Annotated in this window: 17 protein-coding genes; 5 read left to right on the top strand and 12 right to left on the bottom strand. The window is 37.2% G+C overall.

Going from position 1 to position 20,658, the window contains the following annotated elements; translation table 11 throughout:
• Positions 1-11: 11 nt before the first annotated feature.
• Positions 12-596 (bottom strand): hypothetical protein, encoded by a 585-nt coding sequence (locus CDG59_RS04325; protein ID WP_143225211.1) that lies wholly within the window; start codon positions 594-596, stop codon positions 12-14.
• Positions 597-774: 178 nt separating this feature from the next.
• Between CDG59_RS04325 and CDG59_RS04320 the strand changes: the two genes are divergently transcribed.
• A complete protein-coding gene (locus CDG59_RS04320) occupies positions 775-1,062 on the top strand; it encodes a helix-turn-helix domain-containing protein (RefSeq protein WP_264754462.1) in 288 nt (95 codons plus the stop codon).
• Between the two features lie 112 nt (positions 1,063-1,174).
• On the opposite strand, the gene CDG59_RS04315 is transcribed toward CDG59_RS04320, so the two are convergent.
• The 3 genes from CDG59_RS04315 to CDG59_RS04305 form a co-directional block, all read right to left on the bottom strand.
• Positions 1,175-2,311 (bottom strand): DUF3631 domain-containing protein, encoded by a 1,137-nt coding sequence (locus CDG59_RS04315; protein ID WP_171294982.1) that lies wholly within the window; start codon positions 2,309-2,311, stop codon positions 1,175-1,177.
• Positions 2,301-2,576, bottom strand: coding sequence for a helix-turn-helix transcriptional regulator (locus tag CDG59_RS04310; RefSeq protein ID WP_087543828.1), 276 nt, complete (start codon positions 2,574-2,576; stop codon positions 2,301-2,303). Before CDG59_RS04310 ends, CDG59_RS04315 begins: the two co-directional genes overlap by 11 nt.
• Before the next feature lie 131 nt (positions 2,577-2,707).
• Entirely contained in the window at positions 2,708-3,667 is a 960-nt protein-coding gene (locus tag CDG59_RS04305; RefSeq protein WP_087543826.1) for a hypothetical protein, read from the bottom strand.
• A 343-nt stretch (positions 3,668-4,010) separates the two neighbouring features.
• Between CDG59_RS04305 and CDG59_RS04300 the strand changes: the two genes are divergently transcribed.
• Positions 4,011-4,694 (top strand): glutathione S-transferase, encoded by a 684-nt coding sequence (locus tag CDG59_RS04300; RefSeq protein ID WP_087543825.1) that lies wholly within the window; start codon positions 4,011-4,013, stop codon positions 4,692-4,694.
• Between the two features lie 5 nt (positions 4,695-4,699).
• On the opposite strand, the gene CDG59_RS04295 is transcribed toward CDG59_RS04300, so the two are convergent.
• From CDG59_RS04295 to CDG59_RS04270, 6 genes are all read right to left on the bottom strand, one after another.
• The gene (locus tag CDG59_RS04295; protein WP_005157766.1) at positions 4,700-5,944 is read right to left on the bottom strand and encodes an NADH:flavin oxidoreductase/NADH oxidase family protein; all 1,245 of its coding nucleotides are present in this window, start codon (positions 5,942-5,944) and stop codon (positions 4,700-4,702) included.
• Between the two features lie 111 nt (positions 5,945-6,055).
• Positions 6,056-7,651, bottom strand: coding sequence for an ABC transporter ATP-binding protein (locus CDG59_RS04290; protein WP_087543823.1), 1,596 nt, complete (start codon positions 7,649-7,651; stop codon positions 6,056-6,058).
• Positions 7,629-8,639 (bottom strand): ABC transporter permease, encoded by a 1,011-nt coding sequence (locus CDG59_RS04285; protein ID WP_087544014.1) that lies wholly within the window; start codon positions 8,637-8,639, stop codon positions 7,629-7,631. Before CDG59_RS04285 ends, CDG59_RS04290 begins: the two co-directional genes overlap by 23 nt.
• Entirely contained in the window at positions 8,639-9,709 is a 1,071-nt protein-coding gene (yejB, locus tag CDG59_RS04280) for a microcin C ABC transporter permease YejB (protein WP_087543822.1), read from the bottom strand. Before yejB ends, CDG59_RS04285 begins: the two co-directional genes overlap by 1 nt.
• Before the next feature lie 16 nt (positions 9,710-9,725).
• Entirely contained in the window at positions 9,726-11,576 is a 1,851-nt protein-coding gene (locus CDG59_RS04275; protein ID WP_087543820.1) for an extracellular solute-binding protein, read from the bottom strand.
• Positions 11,577-11,582: 6 nt separating this feature from the next.
• Positions 11,583-14,858: a lytic transglycosylase gene (locus tag CDG59_RS04270; protein ID WP_087543818.1), complete on the bottom strand. Its 3,276-nt coding sequence runs from the start codon at positions 14,856-14,858 to the stop codon at positions 11,583-11,585.
• Positions 14,859-15,138: 280 nt separating this feature from the next.
• Here CDG59_RS04270 and dnaQ point away from each other — a divergent pair, with 280 nt between their 5' ends.
• The 3 genes from dnaQ to nudC all read left to right on the top strand — a co-directional run bounded on the left by dnaQ (position 15,139) and on the right by nudC (position 19,025).
• Positions 15,139-16,500, top strand: coding sequence for a DNA polymerase III subunit epsilon (gene dnaQ / locus CDG59_RS04265; RefSeq protein ID WP_087543817.1), 1,362 nt, complete (start codon positions 15,139-15,141; stop codon positions 16,498-16,500).
• Positions 16,501-16,626: 126 nt separating this feature from the next.
• Positions 16,627-18,273 (top strand): chemotaxis protein, encoded by a 1,647-nt coding sequence (locus CDG59_RS04260; protein WP_087543815.1) that lies wholly within the window; start codon positions 16,627-16,629, stop codon positions 18,271-18,273.
• Entirely contained in the window at positions 18,273-19,025 is a 753-nt protein-coding gene (gene nudC, locus CDG59_RS04255) for an NAD(+) diphosphatase (RefSeq protein WP_087543814.1), read from the top strand. The genes CDG59_RS04260 and nudC overlap by 1 nt, the downstream gene beginning before the upstream one ends.
• Positions 19,026-19,043: 18 nt before the next feature.
• Here nudC and CDG59_RS04250 read toward each other — a convergent pair whose 3' ends face one another.
• Both CDG59_RS04250 and CDG59_RS04245 read right to left on the bottom strand, forming a co-directional pair.
• Entirely contained in the window at positions 19,044-19,916 is an 873-nt protein-coding gene (locus CDG59_RS04250; RefSeq protein WP_087543813.1) for an alpha/beta hydrolase, read from the bottom strand.
• A 3-nt stretch (positions 19,917-19,919) separates the two neighbouring features.
• A complete protein-coding gene (locus CDG59_RS04245; RefSeq protein ID WP_005157796.1) occupies positions 19,920-20,630 on the bottom strand; it encodes a BON domain-containing protein in 711 nt (236 codons plus the stop codon).
• Positions 20,631-20,658 lie beyond the last annotated feature (28 nt).

The raw sequence follows: 20,658 nt of genomic DNA, 5'->3' as shown, positions 1-20,658 counted from the left end.
TATCCCCAATATTAACATATAAACATTATTGATTCTAAATCTTCAACTTCACTACTCGTATATTTTTTTAAAAATAGATTAGCCATTTCTAATAAATCTTTATCATCATAAAAATATACCTTAGCAGCTTGATTCAATAAATCTATAACCATACGTATTGTATTATTAAATTCACCCTTTAATACTATTTTTAATTTATCAATTTCTAATTCATACAAGAAAATTCTTGTACCAATAATCATTGCTCTAATAGTACTTGAATTATAGATTGAGTCATTATTAACTCGATCGATTGATTTTATGACCTGTTCATCTAAATTTGTTTGAGAATACCCCAATCTGTTACGAAATGCAGTAGATATAGAATCATGACTTTCATCAAAATCTATCGCTAAACTTCTAAATAGAGCAATTGAACATGCTCGACCAATAGAGTTACTATTTTTATTTGTTCCTGCGACAAAAACTGACAGGCTTAAACGGATAGAAGCATAGATTAGAGCTTCTTCAGTTTTATTAGTTCTTCTTCCAATATCTTTATGTAAATTATCTATTGCTGATATAAAAGCTTTTCGTACAAATTCTTGATCACTCATTTTTACTTCTTTTTTCCTTATGATGCACATATGTCTTTCTAAATTTTATTTTACACCGAAAACTACGTTTTACGCAGTAAAAATTATTCTTAAATATACGAAATTCGTAAGAACATTCGCAATAATATTCTTACTTATGACTCAAGATGCAAAATCTAGGTTCTGTAGCAGACTCAAAATGGTACGCAAAAGTAATAAAATTACACAGGAAAAATTAGGTCTTTTAATTGGGTTAGATGAATTTGTTGCGAGTACACGGATTAATAGATATGAAAAAGCTGTACATATCGCTGATCCCAACACTGCTGAACGCATTGCACAGGTGCTTGATGAACCTCTATCATTTTTTTATGCCGAAACAGAAGAACTAGCTGAACTTAACAGAATTTTCTATCATCTTGACTTAGTCAATAAACAACAGTTATTGGCATTTGCTCGTGAACTCATCTCTATAGCGAAAGATTAAGAAACAACGAAACTTTTAACTTAAGCTTATGTTTTTATTTTTTATTTCTTACAATCCAAAAGAAACAGAAGCTCATACTTTTCTTATGAAATGAGCTTCTGTTGGTAGACTATTACAGATGCAGATACTTTGAAAAACACTCTTGAAAGTCTGCAATGTCATACCCTTTCTTTGTCTGTTCTCCAAAACGGATTTGTTTTGATGAGATATTAAACTGTTTAAGAATCTGAGCTAACTGACGAGGTGTGATCTTCCCGCCTTTATTCAAATATCTCCAAGCAGCTTCATCATCCTCACATAGAGCATGTATTAAATCTATAGTGGATAAACGATCTATTTTCTGCTCTGCAAATACTCTTCTGATATCAAATAACATCAATTCATTAACATGAGGTTCATCAGAATTAATCTTACAAATCTCTATGGCTGCATTTCTTGCCTCTTGTGCTATTTCAACACCGAGCAACTCAGCAATTGATAATAGAGGTTCCCAACAATCTTTTTGACGGTCACTCAATATATCAGGCATTTGAGGTTCATGCGTTGCTAGTAATTCAATATGATCACTCGACCATCGTGCTAGAAGCTGCTTAACATTTTCAAAATCACTTTTATCTGCTTTACGCAAATTTTCCTTTTTTATATGTTTGGGCTTGGGGTACATGTTATACACAATTGATCTGGATTCAATCGTAGATGGTAAATTACCAATACCAGCAATTGCTTTTGGACCAAACACATTAAATTCAGTCGGTTCATTATCCTGCCCCACACAACGAATTACACTCCCAGTACTTTCAAACCCAGCATTTACAATACCTCGTAAATCTTCACTTCTATTTAAAAAAGTATCTGCTTCATCAATGAGTACCGTAGGCTTGTGTTGCTCTATATAACGAAATAATGCTGCTGGCGTTATATTACTTGTAGAAACAGGATTATGGCATAAGCAACCTATTAAATTGAGTAGCTGAGATTTTCCAGCTCCTTTGGTAAATGCTGTAATAGCCAGAATTGGGGCTACTTTAAAAGCAGGCACACACCATGTACCAATTACCCATAAAGCACCAGTTGTGATTTGATAAGGTTCACAATAAATAAAGCGATCAATTGTGGAGCATAAAGCCCCATACACGTGTCTGCCAAGGTCTTTCTTATCAGGATTTAAATGCTCTTCACTTTCTCTTTTTACCTTTAATTCTTCGGTTGGCAGAGCAGTTATATTACTGCTATCGTTTTTATGAAACATAACTATTCCCCTGTTCCGAAATAGTTGGTTTGTCGAACTGAGCAAGCCATTCATGTACTTCATGGCAATGCCATCTAGTCAATGTATTAACTTTAACAGGAGCTGGGAAAGTGCCCATTTTTACCCATTTCCATAAGGTAGACCGCTTAATAGGCAAGAGAGGTAACATTTCCTTTGCACTAATCAACCCCTTTTGTGGCAATTCACACTGCACCACATCTAAAGGAAAAGAGTTACTTTTACCAACAACATTATCAATATTCATAAATAATCCTACATGATTGATTTAATTAATCATTTAATTAATGACTAGGATTATTTTGCAAGATTTATTCAAATGTTTTCTAGCTTCATCTTGATCAAAAACCACAAAAAAAAAAGGATCAAGGTTTAAAGTCACAATACATCTATATCTTCTTCAAAAATTTTATCAATTATTGACTGACCTTCATCCATGCTATTTATTACTTTTTGCCAATTATTACTAAAATTAGGTACTAAAAATTCCAGAGAAATATCCTGCTTTACATATTCAAGTACATCTTTTTTTATGCCCTCTTTATCACCGCTCATCTGGTTAGGCTTTTCTCTATGGTTTTTTAAACGCATATATCTTATTACCGTAGGAATAATTAGTTTGAATAACTCTTTATCACTAATCTTTTTCTTTTTCCCTGTAGTTTCCTCAACAACATTTGCAATACCTTCTTTAAATTTAATAGCTTGGCTTTTTAAAAACATACACTTTTTTGAATCAAATTCTTTTACATTGGATTTCCTATAAATAGTGTACGTTTGATTTTTATAAAAATTTAAATTTTTCTCTATCTCTCGTTCTTGTCCCTCATCACCCAGTAAAATTATTTTTTCTTTTTGTGTAAGGTTTGCTGTCAGACGTATTTTACTCAATGAAAATTTTATAGGTGTATCATCAATTAGATTACTTACAAATGATTCTGTAGGATCAGGAGTGATATATCCACGAAAATTAACGTAACAAGGGCAATGAATATCTCCAAGTCGTCTATCCGCTAAATAACTGGATTCGTTAAATGTTCCTTTTCTAAATTTTTCATTATAATCAGCAAAATTCATATCAATACTAATGCTTAATAGACCATCCCATAAGAAACAAGGAGTCAATTGAGATTGCGCCACTAGCTTCCAAAGCTCTAGTTTATTTATACCCAATATACTTATCACTTCCTCTATATCACAATACTCCTCCTTTACACCTTCACGATAGCTTAAGATATTATTTTCTAAACATCTAACATGATATGCAGAAATTTCATTGAATAGGTCAGTCATAAGCCCTCTCTTTAAATCCAAAGTTTTTTTTACAAAAGTAAACATTCCGTTTACATTTAGGTCTATGATACAGAGCTTATAAAGACTAGCCAATCATTCTATTTCTTTTATCCTATGGGGTTATATTTAACAGTACATCTAACGGTATAAATAGATTTATAAATTATTTTTAACATTTAAAAACAAACGCTTATATTGACAATCAGAATCCCCGTAGGGACGCCAAATTCAAAAAAGCCACTGCATCTTTAAGACAGTGGCTTTTTTATTGGTTATTTATAAATAGAGCTGCTACAAAATAATTATTTTGAAAAATCTATTTTATTATTCTTAGCATATTTTCTACCCTATACTAAAAATAGATCAAAACCATAAATTTAAACCTAATATGCAAATCCGTTTATTTCACTTACAAAATTCACGTTCTCAGCGCATCGTTTGGTTTTTAGAAGAATTAGGACTTCCCTACGAGTTAGTCATCAACCACCATTCAAACACAGATCAAAAGAAAAATTCACCGCATCAATTATCGAAATTTCCTACCGTTGAAATAATAAATCAAGAGCAAATTTTTATCTTAGCCGAAACTTCAGCGATTATTGATTACTTGTCTTATCTATATCCCCAATTAGGGCAAACTAAATTATTAGGATCACAACTTCAAAGTTTTTATTATTGGAAAAATTATTGTGAAGCCACATTTATTCCAGACCTATTACTCAAACAAATTTTTCACCAAATTGTACAACGTACACCATTTCCTATTCGCTTCGTTTCAAAATTTTTAAAATATGGATTTGATCAAGGCTATTTAAATCCATCGTTACAGCAACAAATAACCATAATTGATAAGTATTTAAAAGATCATTTATGGTTTGCTGGGGATCAATTTACGGTTGCAGATATTTTGATGTGGTTTCCATTATTTGCTTGCGCACAAAACAACCATCAATGTAAACATATACAGCGTTATTTAGCTCAAATAGAAAACAGACCAGCCTTTAAAAAATCTTTAATCAAAGGACAATGGTCTGCTTCTACGTTTCAATCTTATTGGACGATGGCGTGGTAATTCAGTTATGCTGATTTACGCGAATTCACCCGACCTTTAACAACAGCCTTGATATTGCCTTTTGCATAATTCAAAAACACAATTAAAGGTGACAATTTAGGATTTGGTTTTTTACCCTGCCCAATCGCTTTAAATTGTGCCGCATACCAAATAATTTCCATGATTGCCATTTTATCAACAAAAGGAATCCCTGTTTTAATTTTATTCACGGCATAACGTACATCATTGCCTGCAATTAAACGATCAGTAAGATCCGTTTCCACTGCAAGTGGTCGAGCAATACCAATAAAATCACATGCACCACTTTGAAGTGCTGCATTCATTCCTGCTACTGTACGGAAACCACCCGTTACCATCAATTTGCACGCCACATGCTGACGAATTTTTTCAGCAAATTCTAAGAAATACGCTTCTCGTGCAATGGTACTGGCTTTACGTGATTCAGCTTTAGCACCTGCCATTGCAGGTGCTTCATAGGTACCACCTGAGATTTCGATAATATCAATACCAGCTTCATCAATGGTTTTGAATACAGTAATGACATCTTCTTCTGTGATTCCACCACGTTGGAAATCAGCTGAATTAAGTTTCACAGAAATAATAAAGTTTTCTGATGTTGCAGCACGGACAGCCTTATAAATTTCCACCAAGAAACGCATACGATTCTCAATCGAACCACCCCATTGATCGGTACGTTTATTGGTTAATGGAGATAGGAACTGGCTAATCAGATAACCATGAGCCCCATGAAGCTGCACACCTTCAAATCCTGCTTTTTCACACACTGCTGCGGCTGTTGCAAAACGTTGAATAATATCTAAGATTTCTTCATGTTTAAGTTCTCGAGGAGTTCCAAACATTGCTGCAAGCATTGGACTAAAAGGAACTGCCGATGGCGCAACAGTTTCTTTATTCAAACCTTTTGGACATTGGCGACCAGGGTGAGACAATTGAATCAACTGCACCATGCCATATTTTTTACCAACATCAGCCCATTGCTTTAATTTTGCTAAGTCACGTTCAGTTTCAATCGCAACCACGCCAGGCTCATTTTTGGCAGCAATATTGACCATCACATTGCCTGTAATCGCACAACCTAAACCACCTTTTGCCCAAGCCTCATACAAGCCTATGTGCAATTCATTTGGCTGCCCTTCGTGATTAGCAAGTGCTTCACTCATTGCCCCTTTTATAATACGGTTTTTAAATGTGGTATTACGAATTTGAATACTGTCTGCAATCTGACTCATGGTCATCCTCTGTCTTCATTAGAGTATTTGCTCTAATTTAATCTGATTATTGTAACTGTCAAGCGTTCTTCCGATAAACTGACAATATCATATGTCAATTTAATTTCAATGCTAATATTCGCTCGCGGCAATCAATTGACGGGTATACGCTGTTTGAGGCTGACTAAATAAAAGTGCTGTTGCTTGATATTCCAATACTTTCGCATGATGCATCACCATGACTTTTTGGCACAAGGCTTTAATGACTTGCAAGTCATGACTGATAAATAAATAACTAATCTGCTCCTGTTGCTGTAAACGACGCAACAACGCAATGATTGAACGTTGTGTTACTCGATCCAAGGCAGAAGTTGGTTCATCTAGAATAATCAGCTTCGGTTTTAAAACTAAAGCGCGTGCCAGTGCGACCCTTTGTCGTTGACCACCTGAAAGTTGATGCGGATATTTGTTTTTATCCTCCAAAGAGAGTTCAACTTTCGTTAAAACGTCATCAATTTCCTCATCAGATCGTTGCTTAGTAATATTTTGAAGGTGAAGCCCTTCCGCAATAATTTGTTCAACAGACATCCGAGGATTTAGGCTACTAAATGGATCTTGAAATACAATTTGAAAATCACGGCGTAGGGGGCGAAGTTGTTTTTGATTGAGTTGATTTAAGTTTTGAAACTGCAAGCAAATTTCGCCTTCACTTGAAATCAAACGTGCAATCGCTAAAGCCAATGATGATTTTCCCGAACCACTCTCACCAACAATACCCAAAGCCTCGCCTTTGGACAAATTGAAATGTATTGAGTCCGCTGCGACCTTATACGCTTTAATTTGGTTCAATAAACCACGTTTGATAGGATATTTGACCGTGACATTTTTTAGTTCAAGTAATGTCTCGCTCGGCGTTAGCGATAGAGCTTGTCCAAAGTCGTGATTGAGTAAATTTCGTGTATATGCAGTTTTGGGATGTGTAAAAATTTCAGTCGTACTACCCTGCTCTTCTACCTGACCTTGATTCAGCACGACCACATGATCTGTATATTGCTTAACCAGATTTAAGTCATGGCTAATCAAAATCATCGCCATGTTTCGTTGCTGTTGTAGTTTTTTTAATAAAGCTAAAATTTGCGTCTGTAAAACCACATCCAATGCTGTTGTTGGTTCATCCGCAATCAAAATCTCTGGCTCTAAAGCCAAAGCCATGGCCAACATCACACGCTGTCGTTGCCCACCCGACAACTCATGTGGATAGCATTTAAGAATTTGCGCTGCTTCAGCAATCCCAACACCCTGCAATAAAGAAAGCGTCTGTTGTCGAATATCCACTGTAGAAACACCTTGCAAAATCAAGCTTTCAGCCATCATTTTTTCTACACGATGCAAAGGATTTAATGCAGTCATTGGTTCTTGGAAAATAATGGCAATCCGCTTGCCTCTAATCTGCTGTAACTGAATTGGACTTAAAGACAACAGCGCTTGACCTGCAAACTCAACTTGTCCTTGTACTGTTAGATTATTAGGTAACAATCCCAATAAAGCCAAAGCACTGATTGATTTACCAGACCCACTTTCTCCCACAATCGCAACAGTCTGTGCAGGGTAAACATCAAAACTCAAATCTTTCACAAGACGATGTCCTGTTTCATTGTGAATGCTGAGTTGCTTAACCCTTAATAAAGCTGGATTTGAAACCGTATTATCGTCTTGGGTCGAATGCATCACGCGCCGCCTCCCCAATATAAATCAGTAAACAAAGTACAATTGCTAAAGTAAAGAATCCTGAAAGTACCAACCAAGGTGAATCTAGGTTATTTTTACCCTGTAATAATAGCTCCCCAAGTGAAGCAGCATCTGGTGGTAAACCATAACCCAGAAAATCTAATGCAGTTAAAGCGATAATATTGGCGGTCAACATAAAAGGTATTTGTGACAAGCTAGAACTCATGGCATTGGGTAAAATATGCTTAAAAATAATTTGATGATCACGAACACCCAAGGCTTGAGCCGCACGAACATAATCAAAATTTCGGGCACGCAAAAACTCTGCTCTGACTAAACCCACTAATTCTGTCCAACCAAACAACAACATGATTAAAAACAACCAATAGACACTAGGGCTAAACATACTGACCAAAATCATGACGATAAAAAGCATAGGTAAACCACCCCATACTTCTAAGACACGTTGCCCAATTAAATCGATCCAACCACCGTAATAACCCTGAATTGCACCGACAATAACACCAATCACGGCGGAACAAAGTGTCAGAGCAAAGCCAAATAGGAGAGAAACACGCAAACCGTAGAGAATACGAGCGAATACATCTCGTCCCTGATCATCCGTTCCAAGCCAGTTTTGTGAACTCGGTTTGGAGGGAACTGGTACAGTAAGCGAAAGATTTGGTGACTGATAAGAAAATGCAACGGGTGGAGAAATCATCCAGCCTTGATTTTGAATTAGTTGTTTTACCGCAGGGTCTTGATAATCTGTTGCCGTTTCAAAGACACCACCAAACGTGGTTTCTGGATAGTCTTTAAAAATAGGAAAATAAAAAGACTGCTGATAACGAACCAACAAAGGTTTATCGTTAGCAATAATCTCAGCAAATAATGACAAAATAAAAATGATTAAAAATAGAATGAGACAACGAACGCCCAATTTATTTTGTCCAAAACGGTGAAATCGTGCGCGCATCAGAGGTGACATCATTTTCCACCCCTCGCTTCAAAATCAATCCGAGGATCAATCATTTGGTAAAGCAAATCACCAATTAAACGTAAAATCATTCCAAATAAGGTAAATAAGAACAAAGTTCCAAAAATTACAGGATAATCACGTTGGGTGATTGCTTCAAAACCCAACAAGCCAATCCCATCGAGATTAAAAATGATCTCGATAAATAAGTTACCGACGAAGAAAATACCCACCAATGCTTCGGGCAAAGCTGCAACCACCACTAAAATGGCGTTACGAAAAACATGCCCATAAAGTACCTGATTGTCATTTAAACCTTTTGATCGTGCCGTCAGAACATACGGTTTTTTTAATTCTTCAACAAAAGAATATTTGGTCAGATAGGTTCGTGCAGCAAAACTCCCCAATACCATACTCAGAATCGGCAAACTCATGTGCCATAGATAGTCTTTTATTTTGGCGAAAAAACTTAACTGATTAAAGTTTTCAGAAACTAGTCCTTGTAATGGAAACCACTGTAGATAACTCCCACCTGCAAAAAAAACGATGAGCAGAATCGCAAAAACAAAAGATGGAATGGCATAACTCACAGCCAATAACAGCGAAGTTGATTGATCAAACAGCAGACCATTCTTTTTTGCTTTCTTGATGCCAAGTGGAATGGCAATCAGGTAAATCAGGAAAGTGCTCCACAACCCTAACGATAAAGTGACAGGCAGTTTTTCATAAAGCAATTGCGTAACAGGTTTATCTTTAAAAAAGCTTGTACCAAAATCAAATGTTAAATAGCCTTTGATCATCAACCAGAAACGCTCATGTGCAGGACGATCAAAACCATATTGTGCTTTAATTTTATCAATCATTTCAGGACTGAGACCACGTGCGCCCTGATATTGCGCCAAGTTACTTAGGCTAGATGAAGCGCTTGCTCCTGTACCTAAACCCTGTGCATTTTGTATTTGTTGGATGGCTTGTTCGACAGGCCCACCTGGCGCAATTTGGACAATAATAAAGTTAATCAACACAATGAAAAATAATGTCGGGATCATCAATAACATTCTTTTCAGAATATAGTGAACCATCTCATAAGATCCTTCATTATTTTAAGTCAGATTTTCGTATTGGTTGATCGAGTTTATTAGCTTTTACACGATCCACCCACCAATATTCCCATCCTACAAAAAGTTTCGGTTTTATTTTCGGTTGCTGATACATATCCCAATAAGCAAACCATCGCTCAGGTTTACCGTAGGTCAGAATTTGATAATAACCTGCACGCAATAAACGATCGAGTACATGAGTATACAGGACTACTTCTTCTCGGGTTTTTGCAGCGACAATTTTGTTAATCATCTGATCAATTACAGGGTTCTTTATCCCTGAATAGTTATAATTTCCTGCTTCATCCGCAGCAGCACTCCCCCAAAACTGGGCTTGCTCTTTACCGGGTGTCAATGTCTGTGGCAATTTCAACATCATCATATCGAAATCCTGATGACGGATTCGCTCCACATATTGCGGAACATCCACCTGTCTGAGGTTAACTTGGATTCCCAAACGATTCAAATTACGCACAAAAGGCATCAACTCACGTTGTGGGTTTTCTTGCTGCATTAATAATTCAATACGAACCGCTTTACCCTGCCGATCATATAATTGATTACGACGAATCACATAGCCAGCATCTTTTAAAATCTTTTGTGCAACCAATAAATTCTGCCGATTGAAACCACTAGCATCAGAAACAGGATAATGCCAATCTGCTAACACACCTTGTCGTATGACTGGATTTAGTTGAGAGAAGAAAGGTTTCAAGACTTTTAATTCTGCGGCGCTGGGTCGACCTGTTGCAGCCAGATCAGTATTATCGAAATAGCTTTGTAAACGCTGATTTTGATTAAAGAATAAAGCTTTATTTTGCCATTCAAAATCATAAGCATACGTAAGTGCTTTACGAAGATGAATATCATTCAGTGGTGAACGACGAATATTAAATACCAAGCTTTGAATATCGAGCGGTGTCCCCAAACGTGCTTTGTATTTTTTGATCTGACCTGCTTGCACGGCGGGAAAATGATAAGCTGTCATCCAATTACGAATATTTTTTTCTTCATATAAATTAAATTGGCGAGATTTAAAACCCTCAAAACTAACATCTAAATTTCGATAATACACATATTTGAGTCGATCAAAATTATACCGTCCTTTATTGACTGGCAAATCCTTGGCCCAATAGTTTGGACTGCGTTTATAAGTGATACTCCGCCCTGCATCAATTCGCTCAACAATATAAGGCCCTGAACCTACAATCGGTTGCAATGTCACACGTGTAAAATCTTTATTTTTCCAATCCAATTTTGAGTAGATCGGTAGACTCGCCAAAATCAGTGGCATTTCCACATTATTCTTGGACTTAAAAATAAATTTGACCTGATACTTAGAAATCACTTCTGTTTTTGCTAAATCAGACAAATACATTTGAAAGCCTAAATTGGCTTTGGTTTGGTAAGTGTCAAAGGTGAATTTAACATCTTCTGCGGTCAAGGGCTGACCATTGTTAAAACGGGCTTGAGGGTTTAAATGAAAGATCACATCTTTAAGATGATCAGGATCGTAACTCACTTTCTCAGCTAATAATGGGTACATGACGCGTGGCTCATCTAAAGCACGATCCATTAAACTATCAAAAAGATAATTTACACCTTCCGTAGAACTCCCTTTGCCATTCATGCTATTTAAATTATCGAATGTGCCTAAACTAGATTGACTTAGCATTCCCCCTTTAGGTGCATTCGGATTGGCATAAGGCATCGCATTTAACTTTGCATATTTGGGTTGAACATGCATGGCTAAATAAGGTGTCGTCTGCATAGTAGCGCATGCGAACTGAGCAAAAAGGCTTAGCCCACAGAATAGACTAAGCCTTTTAACTAAAACAAATTGATTCATTCCTAATTACAGATTTGGAACTTTAATCACATCACCAATACGTAGTTGTGTACTTGGAGTGAGATCATTCATTTCAGCAAATGCACTGGTGTCCATACCATATTTACTTGCTAGACCAATCAAAGTATCACCACGTTTTACTTTGTATTCAGTCACTGTTTTAGGGACTAAAATACTTTGACCACGTTGCAAACTTGCATTGGCTTTCAAATCATTTAACTCAGCCAATTCACGACCAGACAGTCCAAAACGATTCGCAATACTATTTAGAGACTCACCCGCCTTCACCGTATATTTTTCAGTATTCTTGCTTGGCGTAGACTTGGCACTGTTTTTACTATTTTCAGCTTTTGGTACATCACCCGTAAGTTTTAGCTTTTGCCCAACACGAACACTACTACCACGAGATAGACCATTTAAAGCAGTTACATAATCTAGTTGTAAATAATAACGACTCGCGATGTTGCTTAAAGTATCACCTGATTTTACGGTATAAACATCTGGTGCAGTTTCTTCACGCTCTTTCTCTTTTAACTTGCTATTTGCACTGAGATTATTTTTGCTTGGTGCATCACCTGTGAGTTTTAGCTTTTGTCCAACGCGAACACCTGCTGTGCGCTCCAAACCATTTAGATCAGCAATATAATTCACAGTAAGCTGATATTTATTTGCGATCGCATTAAGACTATCACCAGATTGCACGACATATTGCTCAGGAATCGTTGAACCTGCTGGCACTTTTAAAACTTGCCCTAAACGAACACTTTTGTTGGCTTTGAAGTTATTCAGTTCAGCCAATTCACTCAATGTAATTTTAGATTTTGTTGCGATACTCGATAAAGTATCACCACGCTGTACAATATAGGACTCTGTCTTATAGTGACTTGATGCTGTTACATTTTCATATTTAACCGCACTTTTAGGTTCGACAGTTTCTTCTGTTTTTGAAACCTCATGCAGCGGTACGTTAATTTTTTGCCCAACAAATAAATTGCTGCTTGCAGTCAAACCAGAAGTTAAATCAGCCAATTCTTGATTAGATAAAGCATAACGATCAGCAATCAGTTTTAAATATTCCCCACGCTTCACTGTATAAGATTTCGTGGCTACCTTTTGCATCGTCGTTGCTTTATTTTCGACAGTGCGCGCTGACTGTTGTGGTGCGTTTAATTGAGTGTTCCGTGGATTGTTTTTTGGTTCTTTGAGCGTTAGTTTTTGGCCAACAAATAAATTATCTGTCACTGATAAATTATTATAGTCTGCTAACTGTTTTAAAGTTAAATCAAAACGGGTTGCTAAATTGGTAAGATTATCCCCTGATTGTACGACATAACTCTCAGGTTTACGCTCAACGACTTTTGCAGCCTCAACAACCTGTGGTTTTGCATCATATAAATACAGGCTTGCACCTACAAATAAAGTTCCAGTCGGATCAATCTGGTTCCACGTTGCGATATCACGCCAATTGACACCATTTTTTTGTGCAATCAAAGCCAAGGTATCGCCTGGTAACACGACATAAGTGCTACGTTTTCCTTTCGGTGCAACCACAACAACATCTGTATCCGTTTTAATATACGGCTTTCCTTGATTGCGTTTGGCATCTTCACTATTTGCTGTCGCTGCATCTTCAACTAAGTTCTTTGGATAAGCAAAGCCCTTGCTGACCTCAACGCCTTTCTGATCAGCAACAGATTGGCTAGTTTGAATTGCTGTTAATTTAATCTTGCCATCAAATGGATCGACAATTTCTGTACCTTGAGGTGCAATTGCTTTAATTTCAGCAACGACTTGGTCTTTTTCTGCTTGTGTCGCTTGTGGTTCTAATACTTGAGTAACTGTTTTCTTCTCGCCGGTTTCTTTTACAGCGGCAATAATTTGTTCACGCTCTTTAACCGAAATCGGTGGCTCAATCTTAACTGGCTTTACATTTTCCGCTGGTGTAATCGCAACGGGAATACGCGGGGCACTAGGTACATCGGCAGCAGCAGCAAATGAAGCTAATGCATCAGAACCTCGTGGTGTATTGGTTTTAGTCAGCGTTGATGTTGTTGGGCGCGTTACTACTGTATTACTTGCCGTTAAAGGCGGTGGTGTCTTAGTTGACGGTGTAATCGTCTGACCTGAGTTGATATTGGTTCGAACTGTGGTAGTAGCGACATTAGATGTATTGTTATTCATTGCAGGTGGTTGGCTATTGCTTGCCCAGAAACCACCTGAACTTACTTTTCCAGAACGTAATTTCGCATCGACTGACGGACTTAAATCTGCAGGAATTAAAATACGCATTGGGCTCATTGGATCAACGGTTTCACCGCGATGAGCAGGGTTCAAAGCATACAATTCCGCACGGCTTAAGCCTGTAATTGAAGCAATTTGATTCATATCCAAAGGTGCAGCTAAACCAACTTCACGGAAGTGTGGACGGTTTGCGATAGGCGGCAAACTTACGCCATAGGCACTTGGATTTTTAATAATTTGAGCAACCGCCAAGAAGCGTGGAACATAGTTCATGGTTTCTTGCGGAAGTTTTAATGACCAGTAATCTGTTGGTAATCCTGCTGCACGGTTACGGTTAATCGCCTGTTGAATACGACCCGGTCCTGCGTTATAAGCAGCCAAAGCCAATTCCCATGAACCGAATTGATTATATAAACTACCTAAAAACTCATAAGCAGCGCGTGTCGACTCAACCACATCACGGCGACCATCATATAGACTGGTTTGCTGCAAACCATAAATACGCCCCGTGCTTGGGATAAATTGCCATAAACCCGCTGCTGCTGCACTACTGGTTGCAGCTGGATCGTAAGAACTTTCAATAACAGGAAGTAAAGCCAATTCGGTTGGCATACCACGGCGTTCAGCTTCTTTAACCGTATGATACAAATAACGACTGGCACGCGCGCTTAAGCGATCTAAATATGGTTGACGAGAAATAAACCAACTACGTTGTGCTTCAATACGAGAATCCCAATGGTTTAAATCCATTTTGAATCCAACCGTCATTCGCTTCCACACATCACCGTGTTTCAGTACCAATAAACGATCACCTTCAACAGCGCGCATATCGGTAGCTGATAATAAATCTTCTAAAGAATCTAAACTACTTGCATCTAAATAACCTGAACCAACTTGCTTAGATGATGATACTTTGTTTGATTGTGGTGTTGAGGAACAACCTGTCGTGATTCCCAACGCAGTTAGAGCAGAAGTGAGTACAGTGATTTTGAATAATGATGTTGCAGATGTTTGCAGCACCAATGTGTTCGATTTATACATAAAAACTTCCAGTCAACTCACGCTAGTTTATTTCTTTGATTTGCCATTGTAGTAAAGCATGTCACTTAGACAAGGCAATAATTTAACGTGATTTGCATGGAAATGTTACAAGAAATTAAAAAATATGAGTTTTGTAACCGCTCAACACCAGAATTAAGCTTTAAAATATAACTTATCTAGCTAGAGTGCTAAACTCTAGCCATATACATTCAAATAAAACATCATTTTTTATGAATGTAATCTCGTAATACAACACAAACTTTTAACTTTAGGTTTAACTATGTCTCAAACAATCACACTTTATGTTGATGGCGCATGTAAAGGCAATCCAGGTTTAGGTGGTTGGGGTGCATATATCATTACCGAACAAGGTGAACATAAACTTTGTGGCGGAGAACCTGAAACAACCAATAACAGAATGGAACTGCAAGCTGCGATTGAAGGTGTAAGTTTTTGCCCTACAGACGCACATCTGATTATTTGGACTGATTCCAATTACGTTAAACAAGGTATTACTGAATGGATTCATGGTTGGAAAAAGAAAAATTGGAAAGATGTTAAAAATCCTGATTTATGGAAAAAGTTGGATGCTGTTTGCGCTAACCGAAAAATTGAATGGAATTGGATCAAAGGGCATGCTGGACATGCTGGTAATGAAATGGCTGATCAATTGGCCAATCTCGGTGCCGAACAAACGGCTCAACAAATAAAATCTCTTGTGCAGGCTAACGCTGATACAAAAAAGCCTGAATCTGACTGGTTATTAGATGACCCATTTGGTCTCGACCTTGATGAAGCTATTGATAGCTTGGTTGAAGAAGTCGAAGAGATCAGTATCGAGGAAATTAAGCCTGATGTAGCTGCAATGAGTCACTCAATAAGCCCAAATACATCAACAACGACAGTTCACCCTCAGATTGTTATTACTGAGGCAAAAGTACACTTACAAGGCCCTCGCCAACTTATTCTGGATACCGAAACTACAGGTTTCTATTTCCAAGATGGTGACCGTATTATTGAGGTTGGTGCGATTGAAATGATCAATCGTAAACTTACGGGAAGCTCAATTCATATTTATATCAATCCAGAAAAACCTGTAGGTGACTCTGAGGATATTCACGGTATCAGCGACGAGTTTTTGCAAGATAAACCTAAATACGCAGAAATTGCCGACACACTGTTTAATTTTTTACAAGGCGCTGAAATTATTGCGCATAACGCGACATTCGATATGAATTTCCTAAATATGGAGTTCAAACGTGTTGGTCTGCCATTATTATCTGATGTTTGCGAAGTTACAGATACACTGGCTTTAGCTAAAAATAAACATCCTGGGCAAAAGAACTCTTTAGACGCTTTAGTTCGCCGTTATGAAATTCCTGCACGTGATCGTACCTTCCATGGTGCGTTACTCGATGCTGAAATTTTGGCTGATGTTTATCTCGCAATGACGGGTGGACAAGTTTCTTTTGATATGGATGCCCTTTCACAAAATGAACAAAACCCAAATAAAACCACACGTTCTCGTATCGAAGTAGATTTACCAATTATCTATCCATCAGAACATGAACTAAATGAACATGAGACTTGGGTCAAACAATTTGAGCAAAAACATGGAAGCGCTTGCCTTTTTGCAAAATAAATTTGCTGTTGAGCGTAATTTTTTGTATTTCAAGTTTTCAAACTTAAGTTATATTAACTATTAATGATTTTGCCTCCTATTCTAGGAGGTTCATGGATATAACAACTTAGGAAAGGTGTAGGTCATATGTCTTACCAAACCTCGATTCATTTCGACCCAACTGCATTATTAATAATAAAAAATGAGATCGACAATTCGATTAAATTGGTGGAGACAGCGGTCAATACGCTTGCCGAAGAACAAGCATTGCCTTTTGGTATTGATGACGCACTTAATCAGTTCGAACAGTGCACACAAGTACTTGCATTAATTGATATGCCTCATTTAGCACAAATCACTCAATATTCAGCTGAGCTTATGCGTCAAATCATGGCTCAACCGCAACAAATTAAAACTAGCGATATCGTTGCTCTCAGTGAAGGTACAACGATGTTAAAACGCTATATTGAGTTTATTTGTTTACGTGAAGTCAAAGTACCTCAGTTCTTAATTGATACGCTTAATCGCTTGGAGAAAGCTTTAGGCAAGCCAATTACCAAAGAAGGTCAAACGCTTCAACCGTTACTGGATTTCATGACACCAAACTTTAATTTGCCACAAGCACCAAGTTTGGAACAATCGAAGTATATCCACCAACTTTATAAATTATGCTTAAACAAGCTGATTAAACAAAGTGAATCTCCTCTCGATTTACAAGGAATTAAACTCGTTGGTGTTTACCTTGCAGGTTTAGCCAACAACCTACCGAGCCAACAATATTGGCAATTGGTCAATGTAGGCTTAGGACATATTGATGAGCTTTTGATTACAGAAGCACGTTTACGTACCCTTATTCAAATCGAAACGAATATTGCAAAATTCTTGGCTCAACCAACAACTTATCAAAACAGTATTGCTGATTTGGCAGATATTTTGACGATCTGCATCAGTCAAGAAGATGATTTATCACAACATATTCGTCAACAATTGAACATTGGTGATGAATTACTCAGTGATACTCAACTTCAAGTTTTGAGTCGTCATTTATACGGTCCTGACTATGAAACGGTACATACAATCAGTCAATTAATAACAAATGAAATGGCTCAAATTCGTAATGAAATTGAGTATAACCATCAAAATATGTCGGCTGAAAAAACCCAAGAACTACAGCAAAAGTTAACTCAACTTTCTAATGTATTTAAGGTGCTTAACTTAAATGAAGCAGCTAAAGAATTAACTCAGCAAGCTGAAAAATTGAGTCAACCGAATACATTAACTGATGCAACTTCTATTCAACAGTTAATGAATAGCATTTTGGCATCGATGAATTCAATCGGTATCTTAGAGCGTAATTACACTTCCAGTCGTTTACAATTACGCGTCAACAATATGCAAATTTCTTTAGATCGCTTAGATGAAGCTCATCGAGCATTGTTGACTGAAACTAAGACTTTGATTGAAACATTGACTCAAACCTTAAGTTTGTATGTACAAGATCCAACAGCTAATACATTAGAAGCCCTTCCTGTATATCTGAATGAGTTATCAGGCGCTGCGTTATTCTTAGGTAGCTCTGCTCAACAAACTGCACTGTTAGGTGCAGCACATTTTGCACAGCATCGTTTGAATCAGAACGAAGCGATTGATGCTGAGCAAATCAACTGCATTCTAAATGTTGTTGCTGGTTTAGATTTACTCGTTGATAACCTAAACAATAAGCAACCTGTATTGCAATCTATGTTTGATGTGGCATTATCAAGCAGTCAGCAATTACAAAACATAGCCGCATAATGACTCAACTATCACTTGCTTATATTTTTCAACACCAAAAACTGCTAGTCGACCAAAATCTTCAACTGCCAGAAGTTGAAAAGTTAGCAAGTGATTTACCCTTGAATCATAATGATCACGTTATTGCGCGTGATCTACTTGAAAATGAAGCCATTCCCGATGGCTATCAGCTCGTTCCAATCCGTGAACTGATTCAATCATGGTCAACTACAGAATTTCTTCAAGCCAGTCGAGCAGTCCAACTATTAGAATGGCGACGTAATCATAAATTCTGTAGCCATTGCGGTCATATGACTGAAATTCACGCCAAAGAATACGCAATGGTTTGTCCAGCTTGTGGCTATCATCAATATCCTCGCGTTCAGCCTTGTATTATTACAATCATTACCAAAGGTGATGATGAAATCTTACTTGCGAAATCGGCGCATAATAAAAGTAATATGTACGGGCTAATTGCCGGATTTGTTGAAGTCGGTGAAACATTAGAAGAAGCTGTGCAACGAGAGGCTTTTGAAGAAGTCGGTTTAAAACTAAAAAATATTCATTATATGTCGAGCCAACCATGGCCATTTCCAAGTAATTTAATGATTGCTTTTCATGCTGAATATGATTCAGGTGATATTCAATTACAAGTGGAAGAAATTAGCGAGGCTCAATTCTTTAAGTTTGATCAACTACCTGAAATTCCATTTAAAGGTAGTATTGCACATGCAATGATTATGCAAATCGTTGAGAATAAAAAAGCATCTTAATCAAGATGCTTTTTTTATTTAATCTTCTAAAGCTTCATCTAAAAAATGCAAAATCGTTCGCTTGGTTTTGAAGTAATGACTTACAAAACTGGCCAAAGTCGCCACAATGGTAATGTGTCCAGTCTTAGGAATAATCATCACATGGCTATGATTACCCTTTTCTCTCAATGCCTTATCAAGATCGAAACTATTATGATTACCAACCAACTGATCATTTTCAGCCATCAATAGATAATGTTTAATCTTATTCGGATGAATAAAATAATACGGCATCACTTGTTGGTACGATATTTTTGGATCAAATGCATGTTCAGATAAAGGATCATCTTTATAGTCAAAATGATACGGGCCAGCCAAACCCACAATTGCCTTAATATTATCTGTATATTTAAATTGCTGAGGCTGAGCAGAATACACCACAGACATCACATTAAAGGCACCCGCAGAATGTCCCATCAAAATGATGTTATCGGTTGAAATATTCAATTTAACTTTATTTTGATTCAAATAATGAATCGCTTGCGCTAGATCATCGACAAATGCTGGAAAGATATTCTCTGGAGCGAGTTGATAATTAATAATAGCAACATCAAAACCTTCTCGAGCAAAGGTTTCGCCAATGAATAAATAATCTCTCTTATTACCATGTTGCCATGATCCACCATGTACAAAAACAATCAAAGGTTTTTGTTTCTTTGGATTCTTGGTTCGATAAAGATCGAGTCGATTTTTGGCTTTTAATCCATAAGCAAGATGTTCTTCTTTTTCAAAAGTATCCTTTGGCGTCAGATAATTCATCGAATAGCTTGCTAAATCATACAGGCGAAATTCCTGATAAAAGTTTTTCGCCCGTATAACATTTTCTTGTACTTGTTGAATAAGTTGCTTCATAGATTAGGGTTTAGTCGGAGTAATAGTCGCTGGTTCAGTCTGATCAGGATCAATTGCAACTGGAGTTTCAACTAAAGGTTGTGTTGAAGCACCACCAATCATCGGTGTTGCTGCTGTAGCACTTGCTACCGTTCCCGATGGTTGATCAATATTATCAATCAGTGTCACGATTTTACTCACATTACCAACTTTTTGTAAGACATCATCTAAGTCTCTTATCTCAGCAGTATTTAAACGCCCCATCACATAAAGGATGCCATTTTCAGTATGAACTAATACTTTACTGTCAGATATAACAGGCGCTCTCATTAGCAAACCACGAGTATTTGCAGTCACAGTAGAGTCCTGCATAATCGTGTTGTAATTTACTTTATCACCAACAGTAATGTAGTTATGCACAGCTTTTACATCACTCATCGCTCTTAAATTGTCTTCTGCTAATTGTTTCAAATAAGGATCAGGAACTTGCCCTGTTAATAAAACATTACTATGAAAACTTTCTATATTGATGCGTGACTGCTTAAAGCGATGGTCTAATTTGTATAGGTTGATATTTGCAGTACGCTTGATTGAAGAATCAATAAAAACCTGCCCTAGACTACGTTCACCACTGCTTGTACCAACAGGCGCCGATCCTGTTCCACCAGAAATAAAACTCGCACATCCCGATAAACTTGCAACGCAAACCAACGTCATCGTTAAACGTTTCAACACTTGGCAAGACTCCCTATCCACTAACTTG

Origin of the sequence: Acinetobacter sp. WCHA29, assembly GCF_002165335.1 — a bacterium.
Lineage (GTDB): Bacteria > Pseudomonadota > Gammaproteobacteria > Pseudomonadales > Moraxellaceae > Acinetobacter.
Note: the sequence above shows the minus strand (reverse complement) of the source record. Positions and strands in the feature narration are given on the sequence as shown.

Excerpts from the sequence above, each read along its gene's own strand:
- CDG59_RS04315 (WP_171294982.1), bottom strand. The coding sequence starts at position 2,311 with ATGTTTCATAAAAACGATAGCAGTAATATAACTGCTCTGCCAACCGAA.
- CDG59_RS04305 (WP_087543826.1), bottom strand. The coding sequence starts at position 3,667 with ATGTTTACTTTTGTAAAAAAAACTTTGGATTTAAAGAGAGGGCTTATG.
- CDG59_RS04285 (WP_087544014.1), bottom strand. The coding sequence starts at position 8,639 with ATGTCACCTCTGATGCGCGCACGATTTCACCGTTTTGGACAAAATAAA.
- CDG59_RS04260 (WP_087543815.1), top strand. The coding sequence starts at position 16,627 with ATGTCTTACCAAACCTCGATTCATTTCGACCCAACTGCATTATTAATA.
- CDG59_RS04270 (WP_087543818.1), bottom strand. The coding sequence starts at position 14,858 with ATGTATAAATCGAACACATTGGTGCTGCAAACATCTGCAACATCATTA.
- nudC (WP_087543814.1), top strand. The coding sequence starts at position 18,273 with ATGACTCAACTATCACTTGCTTATATTTTTCAACACCAAAAACTGCTA.
- dnaQ (WP_087543817.1), top strand. The coding sequence starts at position 15,139 with ATGTCTCAAACAATCACACTTTATGTTGATGGCGCATGTAAAGGCAAT.
- CDG59_RS04290 (WP_087543823.1), bottom strand. The coding sequence starts at position 7,651 with ATGCATTCGACCCAAGACGATAATACGGTTTCAAATCCAGCTTTATTA.
- CDG59_RS04320 (WP_264754462.1), top strand. The coding sequence starts at position 775 with ATGGTACGCAAAAGTAATAAAATTACACAGGAAAAATTAGGTCTTTTA.
- CDG59_RS04325 (WP_143225211.1), bottom strand. The coding sequence starts at position 596 with ATGAGTGATCAAGAATTTGTACGAAAAGCTTTTATATCAGCAATAGAT.
- CDG59_RS04300 (WP_087543825.1), top strand. The coding sequence starts at position 4,011 with ATGCAAATCCGTTTATTTCACTTACAAAATTCACGTTCTCAGCGCATC.
- CDG59_RS04295 (WP_005157766.1), bottom strand. The coding sequence starts at position 5,944 with ATGAGTCAGATTGCAGACAGTATTCAAATTCGTAATACCACATTTAAA.
- yejB (WP_087543822.1), bottom strand. The coding sequence starts at position 9,709 with ATGGTTCACTATATTCTGAAAAGAATGTTATTGATGATCCCGACATTA.
- CDG59_RS04310 (WP_087543828.1), bottom strand. The coding sequence starts at position 2,576 with ATGAATATTGATAATGTTGTTGGTAAAAGTAACTCTTTTCCTTTAGAT.
- CDG59_RS04250 (WP_087543813.1), bottom strand. The coding sequence starts at position 19,916 with ATGAAGCAACTTATTCAACAAGTACAAGAAAATGTTATACGGGCGAAA.
- CDG59_RS04275 (WP_087543820.1), bottom strand. The coding sequence starts at position 11,576 with ATGAATCAATTTGTTTTAGTTAAAAGGCTTAGTCTATTCTGTGGGCTA.